The 17406-nt window shown below is 38.8% G+C and carries 14 protein-coding genes and 1 tRNA gene; 8 read left to right on the top strand and 7 right to left on the bottom strand.

Annotated features, from left to right (window positions below; all coding sequences use genetic code 11):
• Positions 1-306 precede the first annotated feature (306 nt).
• Positions 307-927 (top strand): zinc transporter binding subunit ZevA, encoded by a 621-nt coding sequence (zevA, locus tag AAX15_RS04360; protein ID WP_046939297.1) that lies wholly within the window; start codon positions 307-309, stop codon positions 925-927.
• Between the two features lie 2 nt (positions 928-929).
• Positions 930-1898: a zinc transporter permease subunit ZevB gene (gene zevB / locus AAX15_RS04355; RefSeq protein ID WP_046939296.1), complete on the top strand. Its 969-nt coding sequence runs from the start codon at positions 930-932 to the stop codon at positions 1896-1898.
• A 102-nt stretch (positions 1899-2000) separates the two neighbouring features.
• Here zevB and AAX15_RS04350 read toward each other — a convergent pair.
• Positions 2001-2076: transfer RNA gene (locus tag AAX15_RS04350), tRNA-Asn, on the bottom strand.
• A 435-nt stretch (positions 2077-2511) separates the two neighbouring features.
• Between AAX15_RS04350 and uvrB the strand changes: the two genes are divergently transcribed.
• Positions 2512-4551 (top strand): excinuclease ABC subunit UvrB, encoded by a 2040-nt coding sequence (uvrB, locus tag AAX15_RS04345; protein WP_046939295.1) that lies wholly within the window; start codon positions 2512-2514, stop codon positions 4549-4551.
• A gap of 29 nt (positions 4552-4580) precedes the next feature.
• On the opposite strand, the gene AAX15_RS04340 is transcribed toward uvrB, so the two are convergent.
• Positions 4581-6506 (bottom strand): LTA synthase family protein, encoded by a 1926-nt coding sequence (locus AAX15_RS04340; protein WP_046939294.1) that lies wholly within the window; start codon positions 6504-6506, stop codon positions 4581-4583.
• Positions 6507-6777: 271 nt separating this feature from the next.
• Entirely contained in the window at positions 6778-9048 is a 2271-nt protein-coding gene (locus tag AAX15_RS04335) for an NADP-dependent malic enzyme (RefSeq protein ID WP_046939293.1), read from the bottom strand.
• Positions 9049-9244: 196 nt separating this feature from the next.
• Between AAX15_RS04335 and AAX15_RS04330 the strand changes: the two genes are divergently transcribed.
• From AAX15_RS04330 to AAX15_RS04320, 3 genes are all read left to right on the top strand, one after another.
• Complete coding sequence (locus tag AAX15_RS04330; RefSeq protein WP_046939292.1) at positions 9245-9865, top strand: DUF1919 domain-containing protein; 621 nt, start codon at positions 9245-9247, stop codon at positions 9863-9865.
• 97 nt (positions 9866-9962) lie between these two features.
• Complete coding sequence (gene rsuA / locus AAX15_RS04325; protein WP_046939291.1) at positions 9963-10661, top strand: 16S rRNA pseudouridine(516) synthase RsuA; 699 nt, start codon at positions 9963-9965, stop codon at positions 10659-10661.
• Position 10662: 1 nt separating this feature from the next.
• The gene (locus tag AAX15_RS04320; RefSeq protein WP_046939290.1) at positions 10663-11865 is read left to right on the top strand and encodes a Bcr/CflA family multidrug efflux MFS transporter; all 1203 of its coding nucleotides are present in this window, start codon (positions 10663-10665) and stop codon (positions 11863-11865) included.
• 50 nt (positions 11866-11915) lie between these two features.
• Here AAX15_RS04320 and AAX15_RS04315 read toward each other — a convergent pair whose 3' ends face one another.
• Together AAX15_RS04315 and AAX15_RS04310 are read right to left on the bottom strand one after the other, a co-directional pair.
• Complete coding sequence (locus AAX15_RS04315; RefSeq protein WP_413540587.1) at positions 11916-12800, bottom strand: DMT family transporter; 885 nt, start codon at positions 12798-12800, stop codon at positions 11916-11918.
• On the bottom strand, positions 12782-13582 hold the full coding sequence (locus AAX15_RS04310) for a hypothetical protein (RefSeq protein ID WP_046939325.1): 801 nt from the start codon (positions 13580-13582) through the stop codon (positions 12782-12784). The genes AAX15_RS04315 and AAX15_RS04310 overlap by 19 nt, the downstream gene beginning before the upstream one ends.
• A gap of 96 nt (positions 13583-13678) precedes the next feature.
• Between AAX15_RS04310 and AAX15_RS04305 the strand changes: the two genes are divergently transcribed.
• Positions 13679-14341, top strand: coding sequence for a trimeric intracellular cation channel family protein (locus tag AAX15_RS04305; RefSeq protein ID WP_046939288.1), 663 nt, complete (start codon positions 13679-13681; stop codon positions 14339-14341).
• Positions 14342-14361: 20 nt separating this feature from the next.
• Entirely contained in the window at positions 14362-15615 is a 1254-nt protein-coding gene (proA, locus tag AAX15_RS04300; RefSeq protein WP_046939287.1) for a glutamate-5-semialdehyde dehydrogenase, read from the top strand.
• A gap of 78 nt (positions 15616-15693) precedes the next feature.
• On the opposite strand, the gene dnaJ is transcribed toward proA, so the two are convergent.
• Positions 15694-16842, bottom strand: a complete 1149-nt coding sequence (dnaJ, locus tag AAX15_RS04295) for a molecular chaperone DnaJ (protein WP_046939286.1) — start codon at positions 16840-16842, stop codon at positions 15694-15696.
• Between the two features lie 62 nt (positions 16843-16904).
• Complete coding sequence (locus AAX15_RS04290) at positions 16905-17309, bottom strand: GyrI-like domain-containing protein (protein WP_046939285.1); 405 nt, start codon at positions 17307-17309, stop codon at positions 16905-16907.
• Positions 17310-17406 lie beyond the last annotated feature (97 nt).

Genomic DNA, 17406 nt, shown 5'->3' with positions numbered 1-17406 from the left:
AGAAAGTGCGGTCATTTTACTTGAAGTTTCTTTATTTGCCTAACAATAGGCAAATAATAGATAAAAAAAACCACCCGAAACGGGTGGCAGGAAAGTAGTTTAGCTATATTTATGATTATTTTATTTAGGAACTTTATGAATATCAAGCAATCACTTGACGGAACTATGTTACTGAATATTGAAAGGTAAAGGAAATGCTATTGAGAGTTTTTTTGATTTACATCAACATTTTTAACAGAAAAATTGTTTTTTGCGTGTAGAATAAACAACTTCTAATGCTAACGTTCAAAATAATTAGGATTTTTTGTGAAAACGTATTCATTATTACTCGGTCTATTCATTAGTTGTGGTGTTTTAGCTCATCCCCATGCATTTATAGATATGCAAACCACTCCTATCATAGAAAATAATCAACTCACCGGCTTATCAATGAAATGGACATTGGATGAACCAAGTTCGTCCGCAGTTATTTATGATATGAAACAGGCTAAAACAAAAAATGATCAGCAAAAACTCATCGATGATGTCATGGGAAATGTTGTGAGTGAACATTATTTCAGCTATCTATATGACGCTCAAAATAACAAAATTAAATATTCTCCTCACCCCAAAAATTACGGCGTAAAAATCCAAGGATTACAGCTACAATATTATTTTGATGTGCCACTCGCCCATTCTCAAAATTTAGAAAAAAACACATTTAGCTTACAAACTTACGATCCCACTTATTATGTGGCGATGACTTACGCCTCAAAAAGTGCGGTAGATTTTTCCGCACTTCCGAAAAATTGCCAAGGAAAATTAATTGAACCTAATGTGAATGAAAAAATCCAAACCTACGCATCTTCACTTGATAAATCCCAAAAGAACGAAGATGATTCCTTAGGTGTAATGTTCGCGCAAAAAATAATAATTCAATGTGAGTAGAAATGAAAAAATATAAAACTGGGCTCGTGTTATTAGTGATTGCACTTGCCTTACTTGGCTATTTTTCCCCTTGGTTTTTCTTACATATTGCTGCATGGCAAAAAGATTTTAATCAACTTATTTCGGAAAATTTACATCAAATTCAAAATAATAGTATCAAGGCAGGCATTACGCTTATTTTTGCCAGCTTTGTTTACGGCGTACTCCATGCCCTCGGGCCTGGACACGGCAAATTTATTATCGCCAGCTATCTTTCCACTCATGAAAGCCAATTAAAACAAAGTACTATCTTGAGCTTGCTTTCTTCCTTAATGCAAGGCATTGTCGCCATTACAGCAACCACATTACTCGTTGTGGTACTTAATCTATCATCACGTTATTTCAAATTAAGTCAGCATTGGTTAGAACGAGCCGCCTTGCTATTATTGGTATTTCTCGGCTCTTATTGGATTTGGCAAGGTTTACGTGCCTATCGTAAAAAAGCTAAATTAACCATTAAATCCCTCAATCCCCTCCCCCTACACGAAAAAAGTGCGGTGAAAAATAACCGCACTTTTCAACCAAACACTTGTAGCTGTGGACACCAACATTTACCAAGCTCCACGCAAACTGCACAAGCAACCAATCTAAAATCACAATTTCTCGTCATTTTAACAATTGGTATGCGCCCATGTAGCGGTGCAATTTTCGTTTTATTTTTAGCTTATATGCTTGATCTTTATGGCTGGGGAATTTTAGCTGTATTAGCTATGTCTTTCGGCACAGGACTTATGCTGTCAGCCTTCGCGGGAATTGTACGTTATGCGCGAAATACTGCGATTCACTTAGGGCGTTGGTATAGTTCAAAACATACAAAGGGAAAAAGCGAAAGTATCGTGAAATTAATAGCAGGCGGAATAATGCTATTTTTTGCCTTAAGCTTGTTATACGGCACAACCATCTCAACTGGCGGAAGCAAAATCCTATTTTGAAGTTAAAAATAAAGCCCATCAACATGATGGGCTCAAAATCTTTTGGTTGCTAATTTAGAATTTGTAAAAGGAGACAAACAAACTCTAAACCAAAAGAAAAATTGGCTCCTCCTGCTGGACTTGAACCAGCGACATATGGATTAACAGTCCACCGTTCTACCGACTGAACTAAGGAGGAATAAACTTTGTATCACAAGGAACAGGGCGCGAATTTTAATGGTCGATAGTTAGCTTGTCAATGAAAAATTTAAAAAAATTTCATAAAAAACAAAAAATTTTCTCATCTTTTATATATCACCTAATATTTATTTTTCTATCCACAGAGCCTGTGGATAACTTTGTGGATTAACTTTTTAAAATTTTGCAGATCCCTTGTTCTTACAAGGATTATTCGATCTTGATTACAGATTAGCCTAAAATTGAATTTTAATTTAAAATCAATAAGTTAAGTTTTGTCTAGTAAAAAATTAAAGTTTTTTTTATGAATTTGTGACATCTTCCTCTTGACATCGCTAAGCCTGTGTAAAACTTACATTTTTGCCTGATCAATTTTACACAGTAAATATGCTAAAATAGACATTATTCAAAACTATGAAAAAACCGACCGCACTTTATGTCTGAAAAAATCAACACAAAACCATTTATTCTGTATTCTGACTTTCGTCCCTCTGGCGATCAGCCACAAGCTATCGAAAAATTAGCTGAAAATTTAACGGATGGTTTGGCGCATCAAACTTTACTCGGGGTAACAGGCTCGGGAAAGACGTTTACTATAGCCAACGTGATCGCTCAATTAAATCGACCCGCAATGTTACTTGCACCAAATAAAACCCTTGCGGCCCAGCTTTATGCAGAAATGAAAGCCTTTTTTCCAGAAAATGCTGTGGAATATTTTGTGTCTTACTATGATTATTATCAGCCAGAAGCCTATGTACCTAGTAGTGATACCTTCATTGAAAAGGATGCGTCTATTAATGATCAAATCGAACAAATGCGTCTTTCAGCAACTAAATCTTTTCTAGAACGTCGAGATACCATCGTGGTAGCTTCCGTTTCTGCAATTTATGGTTTGGGCGATCCTGATAGCTATTTACAAATGATGTTGCATCTACAACAAGGTGCAATTATCGATCAGCGCCAAATTTTAGCGAAGTTAGCGGAATTGCAATATACCCGCAATGATCAAGCATTTCAGCGTGGAACTTTCCGTGTTCGTGGCGAAATTATTGATATTTTCCCTGCGGAATCTGATGATCGTGCGGTGCGTATTGAATTATTTGATGATGAAATCGAGCGTTTAAGTTTATTTGATCCGCTCACTGGCAGTAGTTTTGGTGCAGTACCACGTTTTACGATCTATCCTAAAACTCACTATGTGACGCCAAGAGAACGTATTTTAGATGCGATAGAAAATATCAAAAAAGAACTGGTATCACGCCGTGAATACTTCATTAAAGAGCACAAGCTTTTAGAAGAACAACGAATTAGCCAACGAACCCAATTTGATATTGAAATGATGAATGAATTAGGCTATTGCTCGGGGATTGAAAACTACTCTCGCTATTTATCGGGAAGAAATGAGGGCGAGCCACCACCAACATTATTCGATTACATGCCCTCTGATGCTATTTTAATTATTGATGAATCTCATGTAACTGTGCCTCAAATTGGCGGAATGTATCGTGGTGACCGTTCACGTAAAGAAACCTTAGTCGAATATGGTTTCCGTTTACCGTCCGCCTTGGATAATCGTCCGTTACGCTTTGAAGAATTTGAACGCTTAGCTCCACAAACCATCTATGTTTCCGCAACTCCAGGGCCTTATGAATTAGAAAAATCAGGCAGTGAAATCATCGATCAAGTGGTTCGCCCGACTGGTTTACTTGATCCACTCATTGAAATTCGTCCCGTGTCTATTCAAGTGGATGATCTACTTTCTGAAGCTCGCCAAAGAGCGGATAAAAATGAGCGCGTTTTAGTCACAACACTCACCAAGAAAATGGCTGAAGATTTAACGGATTATTTAGATGAACACGGGATCCGAGTACGTTATCTACATTCTGATATTGATACCGTGGAGCGAGTGGAAATTATCCGTGATTTGCGTTTAGGCGAATTTGATGTATTGGTTGGGATTAACTTATTACGTGAAGGTTTAGATATTCCGGAAGTGTCTCTTGTGGCGATTTTAGATGCCGACAAAGAAGGATTTTTACGTTCCGAACGTTCTTTAATTCAAACCATCGGTCGTGCTGCACGAAACTTAAACGGTAAAGCGATTTTATATGCGGATAGCATCACCAAATCGATGGAGAAAGCCATTACCGAAACCAACCGTCGTCGTGAAAAACAAAGTAAATACAATGAAGAACATGGTATTGTGCCACAAGCATTAAATAAGAAAGTCGGTGAATTGTTAGATATTGGACAAGGTGCAAATCAAAAAGCGAAAGCCAATAAACAACGTGGAAAAATGGCAGCAGAACCAACCGCACTTTATAATGCACCGAAAAATGCCAAAGAATATCAACAACAAATCAAAAAACTGGAACAACAAATGTATAAATTTGCCCAAGATTTGGAATTTGAAAAAGCCGCAGCAATTCGCGATCAATTACATCAATTACGTGAACAGTTTGTTTTTGAAAACTAAAAAAACGCCAGCTTAAGCTGGCGTTCCGTTTATTTGTTTTCACCCGAGGAATACAAGCGATTCTTATATAAATAACTGCCTAATAAAGCGTGAGCCAATGCCTCTTTTTTCATTGCATCGGGTACGTCTTTTGGCGTTAAAGTTTCTGAAGCTTTATCATAATGATAACCTTGTGCCGCTTTATTTGGCATTTGAATCACCACATCATTATTGCCTTTCATCATTGCTTGAGTTTGATCGTATTGCATAAAGGCACGGTCTGGGTTTACATCTTGCGTTAAATCAAAACCAATCATTGGATAATTGCCACTAACGCCTGCTAAAGAAAGTAATGTAGTTGGCATATCAATTTGACTCACAAGACGGCTGTCACGACGTGGCGTAATGCCATCACCAAGAATCAAGGCTGGAATATGGAAATGCTTAATTGGCACAAGACTTGCTCCACCTACACGAGAATCGTGATCCGCAACAATTAAGAAAATCGTATCTTTCCAATAATTAGACTGTTTTGCCATTTTAAAGAAATGACCTAAGGCATAATCCGCATATTTTGCCGCGTTATTACGAGTGGCTTTTGGTTGCTCATAAAGCTCAATTTTTCCATCTGGATATTCAAATGGATCGTGATTGCTGGAGCTAAACACTAAACTAAAAAACGGTTTACCTTCATTTTGTAATTTCGTGAAAGTTTCATTGGCTTTATCAAATAAATCCTCGTCACTCACACCCCAGGTGCCAGTAAATGTTGGATTTTGATAATCTTGTTGATCCCAAATATCTTTAAAGCCATTGCCATAGAAAAAGCTCGCCATATTGTCAAAATGCTTTTCACCGCCATAAATAAAGGAAGTGTTATAGCCTTGTTTATGTAATAAATCCGCAATAGTAAAGAAACCACTTTGGGCATTATTAAGTTTCACCACTGCACGAGCTGGTGTTGGCGTAAAACCTGCGGTTGTTGCTTCAATACCGCGTACTGAACGTGTGCCTGTTGCATAAAGATTTTCAAATAACCACCCTTCTTTTGCGAGCTGATCCACATTTGGAGAAAGTGGTTTGCCACCGAGCGTTCCGATAAACTGAGCACCGAGACTTTCTTGTAACAAAATCACGATATTTTTAGGTTTACCCTGATAAGTCGCGACATTTTTCGTTAAAGTTGGGTATTTATCTGAAATGTAATCGCTGTCTGGGCGGCCACGACTAGCTTTAACAATACGAAACATTTCATCTGCATCCATTTTTCCGTACATTTCTGAAGATTTTTCTTCATCTTTAAATTGCTGAGCAGCATAAATGACGGAATAGCCCGAATTAAGCACCAAAGAATTCACTAACGCATCAGAAGAAAATGCCACCATGGCGGGGTTAATACCACGATGTTGAAAACTTGAACGCGCTCCAAGGAAACTCACGACAATAACAAGCAAAGCAATCACAGGGCGAAGTTTCCAACTCATTGAACGTAAATTTTTGACTGCCCAACCAGAAATTTTCCAATAAATCACGGCAGCTAAAATCGTGAAAACAAGGCTAAAAATCACCGCACTTAAATGCCCTTCAGCCAGCATTGAAAAAACTTCTTTCGGATAAATCAGATATTCGATAAATAAACGATTTGGACGGTAATCGTAGGTTTCAATAAAGGCTGGAGTGGCAATTTCCATAAAGATAATGAACACGCTACCAAGGGTTAACCAAATGCGTAAAATTTTTACCCAAACTTTACTGCTATGAAATAACGTTGTGAGCAATGCAGATACACCAAATAAATAACAAAGTGCCACCACATCCATTCGTACACCTTGCAAAAATAATTGCAACCAGCCATCTACGGCAGATACACGCTCTGATTGCCATACAGCAAGTCCCAAACGGGATAAGGAAAGGATAATGAGATTAATCAACACGAAAGTGAAGATCGGGAATAAAGGGGAATGCGCTTTTTTCATTGTAAAAACCACTAACAAAACGGCATCCAAGCCGTATTAAATTGAAGAAAGATAGGCAACTGTCTATCGGTCTGTTCCTTTTCGACATGACAAAAGTCTTAAAGTGCGGTCAATTTTCGCATAGTTTTACTTAATCTCAAATGTAAACAATATGCCGAATTCTGTGTAGCGCAATTTTATCTAATCACATTCACTAGAAAGTAAAAATAAAGCCTCGAGAAAAATCGAGGCCTCATTAAATAAACGTCGGGAATTTACCGCACTTTTTCGATTACCCTTGTTGTGCTTTCACCGCAGCATAGGCAATCATATTAATAATACGGCGAACAGACGCACCCGGATTAAGGATATGCGCGGATTTGTTCATCCCCATTAAGATCGGGCCAACGGTAATTGCCGTAGTAGTGCCGCGTAATAAGCTATAACTAATACGTGATGAGCTCAAATCAGGGAATACTAATAAATTCGCGCTTCCTTTCAATGGGCTATCAGGCATGACTTCTTTGCGGTGAGCTTCATTCATCGCTAAATCGCCACGCATTTCACCATCGATCATTAAGTGCGGATTACGTTCTTTGACGATCTGTAACACTTCACGCATTTTTGGTGCACCTAATGAATTAGATGAACCAAAATTAGAATGAGAAAGCAATGCAACCGCAGGTTCAATACCAAAACGATGAATTTCTTCTGCTGCCATTAAAGTAATTTCAGCTAATTCTTCCGTTTTTGGATTACTGTTTACATGGGTATCCGTTAAGAATACGTTACCCGTCGGTAATACAAGGCTATTTAAAGCAGCGGCAGTTTTCACGCCATCTTTTAAGCCAATAATATCGCGAATAGATGCAAGGTGTTTTCCGTATGAACCAAATAAACCACATACTAAAGCGTCTGCATAACCTAAGCTAAGCAACGTAGAAGCTAATACAGTTGTGTTAGAACGCACGACACGTTTTGCGATTGCAGGTGTAATGCCTTTACGTTTAGTAAGCTCGTAATAATGTTTCCAACATTCTTCATAGCGTGGATTATCTTCGTTATCCACAATTTCAAAATCCACACCGGCAGTTAAACGCAAACCAAGTTTTTTAATTTTTTCTTCAATCACGCTACGGCGACCAATTAAAATTGGATTTGCCAAGCCCATTGAAATCACTTCTTGGGTGGCATGCAATGCTTTATTTTCTTCCCCTTCCGCCAAAATAATGCGTTGTTTTGCCGCTTTTGCTTGGCTGAAAATAGGACGCATAAACAAGCTCGTTTTGTAAACAAACTGAGTTAGTTTTTCAACATAAGCATCCCAATTTTGAATTGGACGAGTTGCCACACCTGAGTCCATTGCGGCTTTTGCTACCGCTGGTGCGATACGCACAATTAAGCGAGGATCGAATGGACGAGGAATCACATAATCTGCACCAAAAGTCGCACCTTCACCACCGTAAGCAGAAGTTACAACTTCGTTTTGCTCTTCTAATGCAAGGTCAGCGATGGCATAAACTGCTGCACGCTTCATTTCTTCATTAATAGTGGTTGCGCCCACATCTAATGCACCACGGAAAATAAATGGGAAACAAAGCACGTTATTTACTTGGTTTGGATAATCAGAGCGGCCTGTACATACAATCGCATCAGGACGAACCGCTTTCGCTTCTGGCGGGGTAATTTCAGGATTTGGGTTAGCTAAAGCAAGAATAATTGGATGCGCAGCCATGGTTTTCACCATATCTTGTGTAAGCGCACCAGCCGCAGAACAACCTAAGAAAATATCTGCATTTGGAATAGCATCACCAAGTTTACGCCAGCCATTATCTTCAATTGCATAATCTTTTTTGGTTTGATCCATTTTGTCATCACGGCCTTTATATACCACTCCTTTCGAATCGCAAACCGTGATATTTTCACGTTTCATACCTAAAGAAAGCAATAAGTTCAAGCACGCAATAGATGCTGCACCCGCACCAGACGCCACAAGTCGAACATCTTCAATTTTTTTACCTACAATACGAAGAGAATTGATAATCGCGGCAGCACTGATGATCGCTGTTCCATGTTGGTCATCATGGAATACAGGAATATTCATTCGCTCACGCAATTTTTGTTCAATATAGAAACATTCTGGTGCTTTAATATCTTCTAAGTTTACCCCACCAAAAGTTGGTTCTAGCGAGGCAATAATATCTACAAGTTTATCGGGATCATGTTCATTCACTTCAATATCAAATACGTTGATACCTGCGAATTTTTTGAACAACACGCCCTTCCCTTCCATTACAGGTTTTCCCGCAAGCGCGCCGATATTGCCAAGACCAAGTACCGCTGTACCATTGGAAATCACCGCCACTAAATTGCCACGCGCCGTATATTTGTAAGAGGCTGCAGGATCTTTTTCAATTTCTAAACAAGGTTCTGCCACACCCGGTGAATAAGCTAAAGCAAGATCGCGTTGCGTTGCTAATGATTTTGTTGGGGTAACTTCGATTTTTCCAGGAATTGGGAATTCATGGAAATCCAAGGCTGCTTGACGTAATTGTTCACTCATAATAAATGCTCCATTTTATTGAAACAGGATTGAAATATTGCGTCGATTATAGCGGTTTTTTATCCAAAAAATTGTGACAGACTGCAAATTTTCACAAAATCATTACAAAATTTTTTGATGCGAGGCATTAGCTAGACTTTTCATTTTTCAGCAAAAAAGGTAGGATTTTCACAAGAAAATCATAGAGGATAAGAAAATGAATCCATTTCAAAAAATCAAAAGTGCGGTGAATAAATGCCAAAGATTTTTTATCAATCGTTCATTACAACGTAAATTGACTAACCAAGGCATGACAGTCATTTCTTCCAATTGCGTTGGGGCTTTTATCTTACATGATTTGCACCAGCCGTTTAATTCCCCTTTTGTGAATCTCTATCTCTCGCCACAGGATTTTTTGCGTTATTTACAAAATATAGATTTCTACCGCACTCAACCTCTCACATTCGTACAAACAGAAAAAAGTTATCCCGTGGGAAAACTTGCCGATCTTGAAATTCATTTTATGCACTATCACAGTGAGCAAGAAGCCAATGAAAAATGGCAACTTCGCACGTCACGAATGAATTTCGATAATCTTTTTATTATGATGACAGATCGAGACGGTGTAACCGAAAAAGACATTCAACTTTTTGATCAACTCCCTTTCAAAAATAAAGTGATTTTTACTCACAAGCCCTGCCCTGCTTTTAAATCGGCTTATTATATAAAAGGCTTCGAGAAGCAAAATCAGGTGGGCGATATTTTTGAGTTTTCTAGCTGGAATGGGAAAAAATATTACGATCAATTTGATTACGTGAAGTGGTTTAACCAAGCTTGATCGATAAAGGCTGCAATTTGATCTGCAGCCTTTTTTATTTCGTTCTAAAAGCAAAAACCTGTACAATGCCTAGCGAATTTTAACAAGAGAAAACATAATGAGATTGGATAAATTTATTGCTGAAAATACGGGATTAACGCGTTCTCAGGCAACAAAAGCGATCCGCCAAAATGCGGTAAAAATTAATGGTAAAATTGTCAAAAGTGGTTCGGTTCAAATTTCACAAGAAGACGAAATTTATTTTGAAGATGAATTATTAACTTGGGTGGAAGAAGGCCAGTATTTTATGTTGAATAAGCCACAAGGCTGTGTTTGCTCTAATGATGACGGTGACTATCCAACTATTTATCAATTTTTTGATTACCCTTTAGCGGGCAAATTACATAGCGCAGGTCGCTTAGATGTGGATACGACAGGTCTCGTATTGCTTACCGATGATGGACAATGGTCACATCGCATCACTTCCCCAAAACATCATTGTGAAAAAACCTATTTGGTGACATTAGCTGATCCCGTAGAAGAAAATTACGCAACGGCTTGTGCGGAAGGCATTTTATTACGCGGAGAAAAAGAACCCACTAAACCAGCGAAATTAGAAATTTTAGATGATTACAATGTAAATCTGACGATTTCTGAAGGTCGCTATCATCAAGTAAAACGTATGTTTGCCGCACTTGGGAATAAAGTCGTTGGATTACATCGCTGGAAAATTGGGGATGTTGTACTAGATGAATCCTTAGAAGAAGGCGAATTCCGCCCATTGACTCAAAACGAAATTGAAAGTTTGGTGAAATAAGATGAGTCAGCAAAAATCTACTTTTATCTTTATTCTTACGCTCGGTATTCTCTCCATGCTACCGCCTTTTAGCGTGGATATGTATTTGCCGTCTTTTTTAGAAATTGCGAAAGATCTCGGCGTGAGTCCAGAACAAGTACAACACACGCTCACCTCTTTTGCTTATGGCATGGCGTTTGGTCAGCTTTTCTGGGGGCCTTTTGGTGATAGTTTCGGACGAAAACCGATCATTTTGCTCGGAGTCATTGTAGGTGCGCTCACAGCTTTAGTACTCACCGAAATAAATTCAGTCGGAAATTTCACCGCACTTCGTTTTGTGCAAGGTTTCTTTGGTGCCGCACCAGTTGTACTTTCAGGCGCATTATTGCGTGATTTATTTAGTAAAGATCAGCTATCCAAAGTGATGTCCACCATCACGTTAGTATTTATGCTTGCGCCTTTAGTTGCGCCAATTATTGGTGGTTACATCGTTAAATTTTTCCACTGGCATGCGATTTTTTACGTTATTTCGCTCGTGGGATTATTAGCCGCTGCATTAGTCTTTTTCATCATTCCAGAAACCCATAAAAAAGAAAATCGCATTCCACTGCGCCTAAATATTATCGCTCGCAATTTCCTTCTGCTTTGGAAGCAAAAAGAAGTACTTGGCTATATGTTTGCCGCCTCTTTTGGATTTGGCGGATTGTTTGCTTTTGTTACTGCAGGATCAATTGTCTATATCGGTATTTATGGCGTTCCCGTCGATCAGTTTGGTTACTTCTTTATGATGAATATTGTTACGATGATCTTTGCCTCCTTTTTGAATAGCCGATTTGTCACTAAAGTGGGCGCAGAAACAATGTTACGGATAGCCCTCACAATTCAATTCCTTTCTGGAATGTGGCTAATTTTGACCGCACTTTTAAATCTCGGATTTTGGCCAATGGCAATTGGCGTTGCCTTTTTTGTCGGTCCAAATCCAGTGATTTCATCAAATGCAATGGCATCAGCTTTAGAACGATGCCCTCAAATGGCGGGAACGGCAAATTCTTTGATTGGCAGCGTACGTTTTGCAGTGGGCGCAATTATGGGAAGTTTAGTCGCGTCAATGAAAATGGATACCGCCGCACCAATGCTCTTTACTATGGGGGCATGTGTAGCGATTTCTGTGTTGGCATATTACTTTCTAACCAGCCGAAATCTTAAAAAATCTGAGAAAAAATAAGCTCACAATTCATCATTGTTCCCTCAATGTTAGTGAGGGAACATTAATTTCTAACGTTTCGATCCTAGATAAATCGCAAATAAAGTGAGCAATGCACCAAGCCATTGCCAAGGATTAATTACTTTATCCAAATAGAAATAATCAATCAACAATGCAGCTATTGGTTCCGTGAGTAACAATAATCCTGTAACACTTAGCGAAAGCAAAGGGATTGAATAAGCAATCATGCCCCAAGCTACGCACTGCATTACTGCACCGTAAATGACGACTAATCCCCAATCCTGCCATGTTGTTGGATAAAGATTATTTGAATTGAAAATTAAAGATGGGACAAGCAGCACTAAAGAACCTGTAAAACTGATCATTAACATCAACGGAAATAATGCTGTTGGCTCTTCTTGATGAACTTTTTTCACCATCACCATAGAACCAGCCAACATTACCGCTGAAATTAAACCAATCACAATGCCATAAATTCCGTCAATATTATGCTGTAATTCTTCGACAGAAATTAACGCTACGCCAACTATCGCCAAAAACAAACTTAATATTTGTAGTTTGCTTTGACATTCTGCAAAAAAGACAAAACCAATGGCAGCCAAACAAAAAATTTGCAAGCTATTTAATAAGGTAGAAATGCCAGGGCCTACGGCGTAAATACTTTCATGCCAAAAGGCAAGATCAAACGCTAAAAATACCCCTGAAAGTGCGGAGAAAAATAAAGCCTTTCTACTTTTTGGAAAATGTTGGCGTTTTAATTTCATTAAAAAATAGAAAATGCCCGATGCAATTAATAATCGCCAAAAAGCAATTGCATAAGCACCGACAGGCACAAACTTAACAATCAAACTACCTAATCCAAATAAAATACAGCCTACCACCAACATCAAAGAGGAAATATTATTTTGCTTTTCCATTAAGCGAAGACCATCCATAAAGGTAAGCAAACAGCAATAAATAATAGGATAAATAAACTATTGGCAGATAATTTCCACTTTTGGAAACTATGCAGAATCAAAATAGCCGCGATAACAAAATGGCAAACAAAATAAATGCTGTAAGCGAAAATACTGTCAGAATTAACCGCATTTTCCATACCATTTAAAAGCAAAAATAAGAATATTGCCAAGGCATTTAGGGCTAACAATATAATCATGGCTAAGGGCAACAATGCAATAAAACCTTGTAAACGATTTCGTGCAATAACAAGCGCAAGATTTGCCAAAATCACGCCAGATAAAATCGGTGCAAAAGGGTTATATTCAGCAAAATCACTCGCAGGAAGCACGGTAAAAATCATTAAATAACTCAAGCAACCTAAACCCGCAATTAATGCAGCCATCAATAAAAAGCTGTTACGGATTTTTTCAGTTTTTGGTTGTTTCCAAATAAAATACACGACAGAAAGACCACATACGCTCATCACGTTAGTAAGCGTGTGATTATTCTGCAATAAACTTATCACCAACCACACCGCCCAATAAATAGCAAAAGTCAGATTAACTTTGATTAAACGACCACGTTGTCCTGGGCAAATTTCGCCTCGATAAAAAACCAATAAAGAAATTAACTGTGCAACCAGCACGCCTACACCTAAATGAGGCATTGTTTGCTTTTCAGGTTGCAAAGAAAAAATAAATAGATCGATGCCAAGCACCATTGAGATCGATAATATCGCAAGCAATGCCGCGATATATTTAGAAGATTGTTCTGACATAATTTTGACGACTGAAAAATAATGCGCCATTATGCTAAAAATTCATTAAATTTTAAAGTAGAATGAAACCAATTTTAACCGCACTTAGGTACATGAATGTTACTTAGTATTTTATATATCATCGGTATCACTGCTGAAGGAATGACAGGCGCACTTGCGGCTGGTCGTGAAAAAATGGATATTTTTGGCGTGATAATTATCGCATCCGTCACTGCCATTGGCGGTGGCTCTGTGCGTGATGTACTGCTTGGGCATTATCCTCTCGGCTGGGTTAAGCACCCAGAATATTTTTTAATGGTGGCAAGTGCGGCGGTAATTACCGTATATGTTGCGCCATTCATCAATCATTTTATGCGCTACTTTCGCACTATTTTCTTGGTGCTCGATGCGATGGGTTTGGTGGTGTATTCCATTATTGGCGCACAAATTGCAATGGATATGGGACATAGTCTCACTATTGTTTGTATTGCAGGCTGTATTACAGGTGCCTTTGGTGGAGTTTTACGCGATATGCTATGCAATCGAATTCCTCTCGTGTTCCAAAAAGAACTCTATGCCAGCATTGCGCTATTTGCCACGCTGACTTATTACGCATTAAGCACACTTCAAGTAGAACATACACTTGCTGTGTTACTCACACTTATTAGCAGCTTTACTTTACGTCTTTTAGCTATTCATTTCGAATGGGGGTTGCCAGTGTTTAATTACCAAGAACTCACAGCGGAAGAACAAGATAAGCTGCCAAATAAAAAGAAATAAATACAATAAAGGGAATAACTATGTTAGAACAAATGGGTAAACAAGCCAAAGATGCGGCATTTATCTTGGCTCAACTCACCACTGCTGAAAAAAATCGTGCATTATCCATTATTGCAGAACAACTCGAACAACAAGCACCGCTTATCTTAGCCGAAAACGCAAAAGATATTGAACTCGCTAAACAAAATGGATTATCAGATGCTTTGATTGATCGCCTACTGCTCACGCAAGAACGTTTACAAGGCATTGCTAATGATGTACGCCATGTTATTTCACTTGCAGATCCAGTGGGTAAAATCATAGACGGCGGTACATTGGATAGCGGACTTAAAATCGAACGAGTACGCACTCCGCTCGGCGTCATTGGCACAATTTATGAAGCTCGCCCAAATGTGACCATTGATGTAGCAAGTCTTTGCCTTAAAACAGGTAATGCAGTGATTTTACGCGGTGGTAAAGAAACGCAGTTTTCTAACAAGATCTTAATCGAAGTTGTGCAAAATGCTTTAGAGCAAGCAGGCTTACCAAAATTTGCAGTGCAAGCCATTACCGATCCAAACCGTGAACTTGTTATGCAATTATTAAAACTAGATCGCTATGTGGATATGATTATTCCTCGTGGTGGTGCGGGTTTACATGAATTGTGTAAACAACATTCGACTATTCCAGTTATTGTGGGTGGTGTGGGTGTTTGCCATACTTTCATTGAAGAAAGTGCGGATCAAAATAAAGCAATTTTTGTTATTGATAACGCCAAAACACAACGTCCCAGCACCTGTAACACATTGGAGACATTGTTAGTTCAACATTCTATTGCTGAAGAATTTTTACCTAAACTTGTCTCTCACCTTTCCGCTAAAAACGTAAAATATCATGCAAAATCCACCGCACTTAATATATTGAAACAAGCAGGTGCGAATGTCTGCGAAGTGACAGAAAAAGAATTACGCGAAGAATGGGGATCATTGGATTTGAATGTGGTTGTTGTGGAAGATATTCATGCTGCTATTGAGCATATCCGCCAATATGGTACGCAACATTCTGAAAGTATTTTAACGTCCTCACAAAACCTAGCCCGTCAATTTATTAATCAAGTCGATGCCGCTGCCGTTTATGTGAATGCAAGCACACGCTTTACTGATGGCGGACAATTTGGATTAGGCGCAGAAGTTGCCGTGAGTACTCAAAAACTTCACGCTCGTGGCCCAATGGGATTAGAAGCATTAACAAGTTATAAATGGGTATGTGAAGGCGAATACACCATTCGCAAATAAAACCCAAAGTGCGGTAATTTTTAGAAGAGATTATTTGCATATAAAAAAGTCCGCGAAATGCGGACTTTTTCATTATCTTTATTTGTCAGATTTACCCAAATTATCAAAGAATTTTTTCACACCGTCTAAAAACCCTGAAGATTTTGGTGCGTGTTTACTTAAATCTTTACCTTGTAAACTTTCTTCAAGTTTTTGGAGTAATTCTTTTTGTTCGCTGGTTAAATTAACCGGTGTTTCTACCACAATACGGCAAATCAAATCGCCCGCATAGCCACTACGTGTAGAGGCGACACCTTTGCCTCGCATGCGGAATAATTTTCCAGTTTGCGTTTCAGCTGGGATTTTAAGCTTCACTCTGCCATCTAAGGTCGGCACTTCAATTTCACCGCCAAGGGCTGCAGTAGCAAAACTAATCGGTACTTCGCAATATAAATTGTTACCGTCACGTTCAAAAATGTTATGTTCTCTCACGTGAATCACAACATATAAATCTCCAGCTGGTGCGCCATTTTCACCCGCAGCGCCTTTGCCCGCTAAGCGAAGTTGGTTACCCGTATCTACGCCTGCAGGAATTTTTACTGAAAGATTTTCTTTCTTATGAACGCGTCCTTCGCCATGACAGCTGCGACAAGGTTTTTCAATTTTCTTACCGCTACCGTGGCAAGTTGGACAAATACTTTCGGATACAAAGAAACCTTGCTGACGGCGAATTCGACCAGAACCGTGACAATTCGGACAAGTTTCCACTTTAGAGCCTTTTTCTGCGCCAGAACCACCACAGCTATCACAATGTGCAAGAGTATTGATTTGAATATCTTTGGTTGTACCTTTTACAGCTTCTTCTAAAGTGATTTCTAAGTCATAGCGTAAGTCTTCGCCACGAACAACGCGCTGACGACCACGTCCACCGCCACCAAAAATATCACCAAAGATATCGCCAAACATATCACCAAAATCAGCACCGCCAAAGCCGCCACCGAAACCACCAGCGCCACCACCTTGTTCAAAAGCTGCGTGGCCATATTGATCGTAGGCTGCACGTTTTTGATCGTCGCCTAATACTTCATAAGCTTCATTAATTTCTTTGAATTTTTCTTCTGCTTCTTTACTGCCTTGGTTTTTATCAGGGTGATGTTTAGACGCTAAACGTTTATACGCACGTTTAATGTCATTCTCACTCGCTCCTTTTTTCAATCCAAGGACTTCGTAGTAATCTTTTTTTGCCATAGTGTTTCCGTATTTTTATTTGCAAATATTTTGTCATTTCTGACCGCTTACATTCGCTATTTTTAGCAATGTGGGCAAATTGAAATGTAAATATCCACTTTTCCATTTGGATAATATTTCTCAAAATCCACTTTATAAGCACGTTTTAATAAGCCTTGCTTTTCTTTATTCCAAATGCGTTGCCACGTTTGAACTACTGATTCATAAGTCGTGGGGAAGATTTCATACCAAGTCAGATCTTCAATTTCAATGGTTGAAAAACTGCCTTCAGGTTTACTTTCTTGAGCAACAGCAACATCATAATAGCCCGTAAAATCCGATTCGTAATTCAGATAAATACCATAATAAGGCTCATTTTGAGGCAATTTTGCAAAATTATTCTGCCAAAGCTGTCCAATCTTTTCTGCGGGATTTTCCTTTGTGTTATGCGTACGAATTGTAGCAAGTGGATAAAGTATAAGTGGCATAACTATTCCTTAAATTTACAAAATTCTGGGTAAATTTGGGCGCTTATAACATACTCCCCTCTTTAGCAAAGAGGGGCGGGAGGGAGATTTGGCAGAA

This window comes from Haemophilus haemolyticus, from assembly GCF_001008275.1.
Lineage (GTDB): Bacteria > Pseudomonadota > Gammaproteobacteria > Enterobacterales > Pasteurellaceae > Haemophilus > Haemophilus haemolyticus_P.
The sequence above is the reverse complement of the archived record's forward strand: the minus strand, read 5'-3'. Positions and strand labels throughout refer to the sequence as shown.

Coding starts and splice junctions, on each gene's coding strand:
- zevB (WP_046939296.1), top strand. CDS start 930: ATGAAAAAATATAAAACTGGGCTCGTGTTATTAGTGATTGCACTTGCC.
- uvrB (WP_046939295.1), top strand. CDS start 2,512: ATGTCTGAAAAAATCAACACAAAACCATTTATTCTGTATTCTGACTTT.
- AAX15_RS04340 (WP_046939294.1), bottom strand. CDS start 6,506: ATGAAAAAAGCGCATTCCCCTTTATTCCCGATCTTCACTTTCGTGTTG.
- AAX15_RS04335 (WP_046939293.1), bottom strand. CDS start 9,048: ATGAGTGAACAATTACGTCAAGCAGCCTTGGATTTCCATGAATTCCCA.
- AAX15_RS04330 (WP_046939292.1), top strand. CDS start 9,245: ATGAATCCATTTCAAAAAATCAAAAGTGCGGTGAATAAATGCCAAAGA.
- rsuA (WP_046939291.1), top strand. CDS start 9,963: ATGAGATTGGATAAATTTATTGCTGAAAATACGGGATTAACGCGTTCT.
- AAX15_RS04320 (WP_046939290.1), top strand. CDS start 10,663: ATGAGTCAGCAAAAATCTACTTTTATCTTTATTCTTACGCTCGGTATT.
- AAX15_RS04315 (WP_413540587.1), bottom strand. CDS start 12,800: ATGGATGGTCTTCGCTTAATGGAAAAGCAAAATAATATTTCCTCTTTG.
- AAX15_RS04310 (WP_046939325.1), bottom strand. CDS start 13,582: ATGTCAGAACAATCTTCTAAATATATCGCGGCATTGCTTGCGATATTA.
- AAX15_RS04305 (WP_046939288.1), top strand. CDS start 13,679: ATGTTACTTAGTATTTTATATATCATCGGTATCACTGCTGAAGGAATG.
- proA (WP_046939287.1), top strand. CDS start 14,362: ATGTTAGAACAAATGGGTAAACAAGCCAAAGATGCGGCATTTATCTTG.
- dnaJ (WP_046939286.1), bottom strand. CDS start 16,842: ATGGCAAAAAAAGATTACTACGAAGTCCTTGGATTGAAAAAAGGAGCG.
- AAX15_RS04290 (WP_046939285.1), bottom strand. CDS start 17,309: ATGCCACTTATACTTTATCCACTTGCTACAATTCGTACGCATAACACA.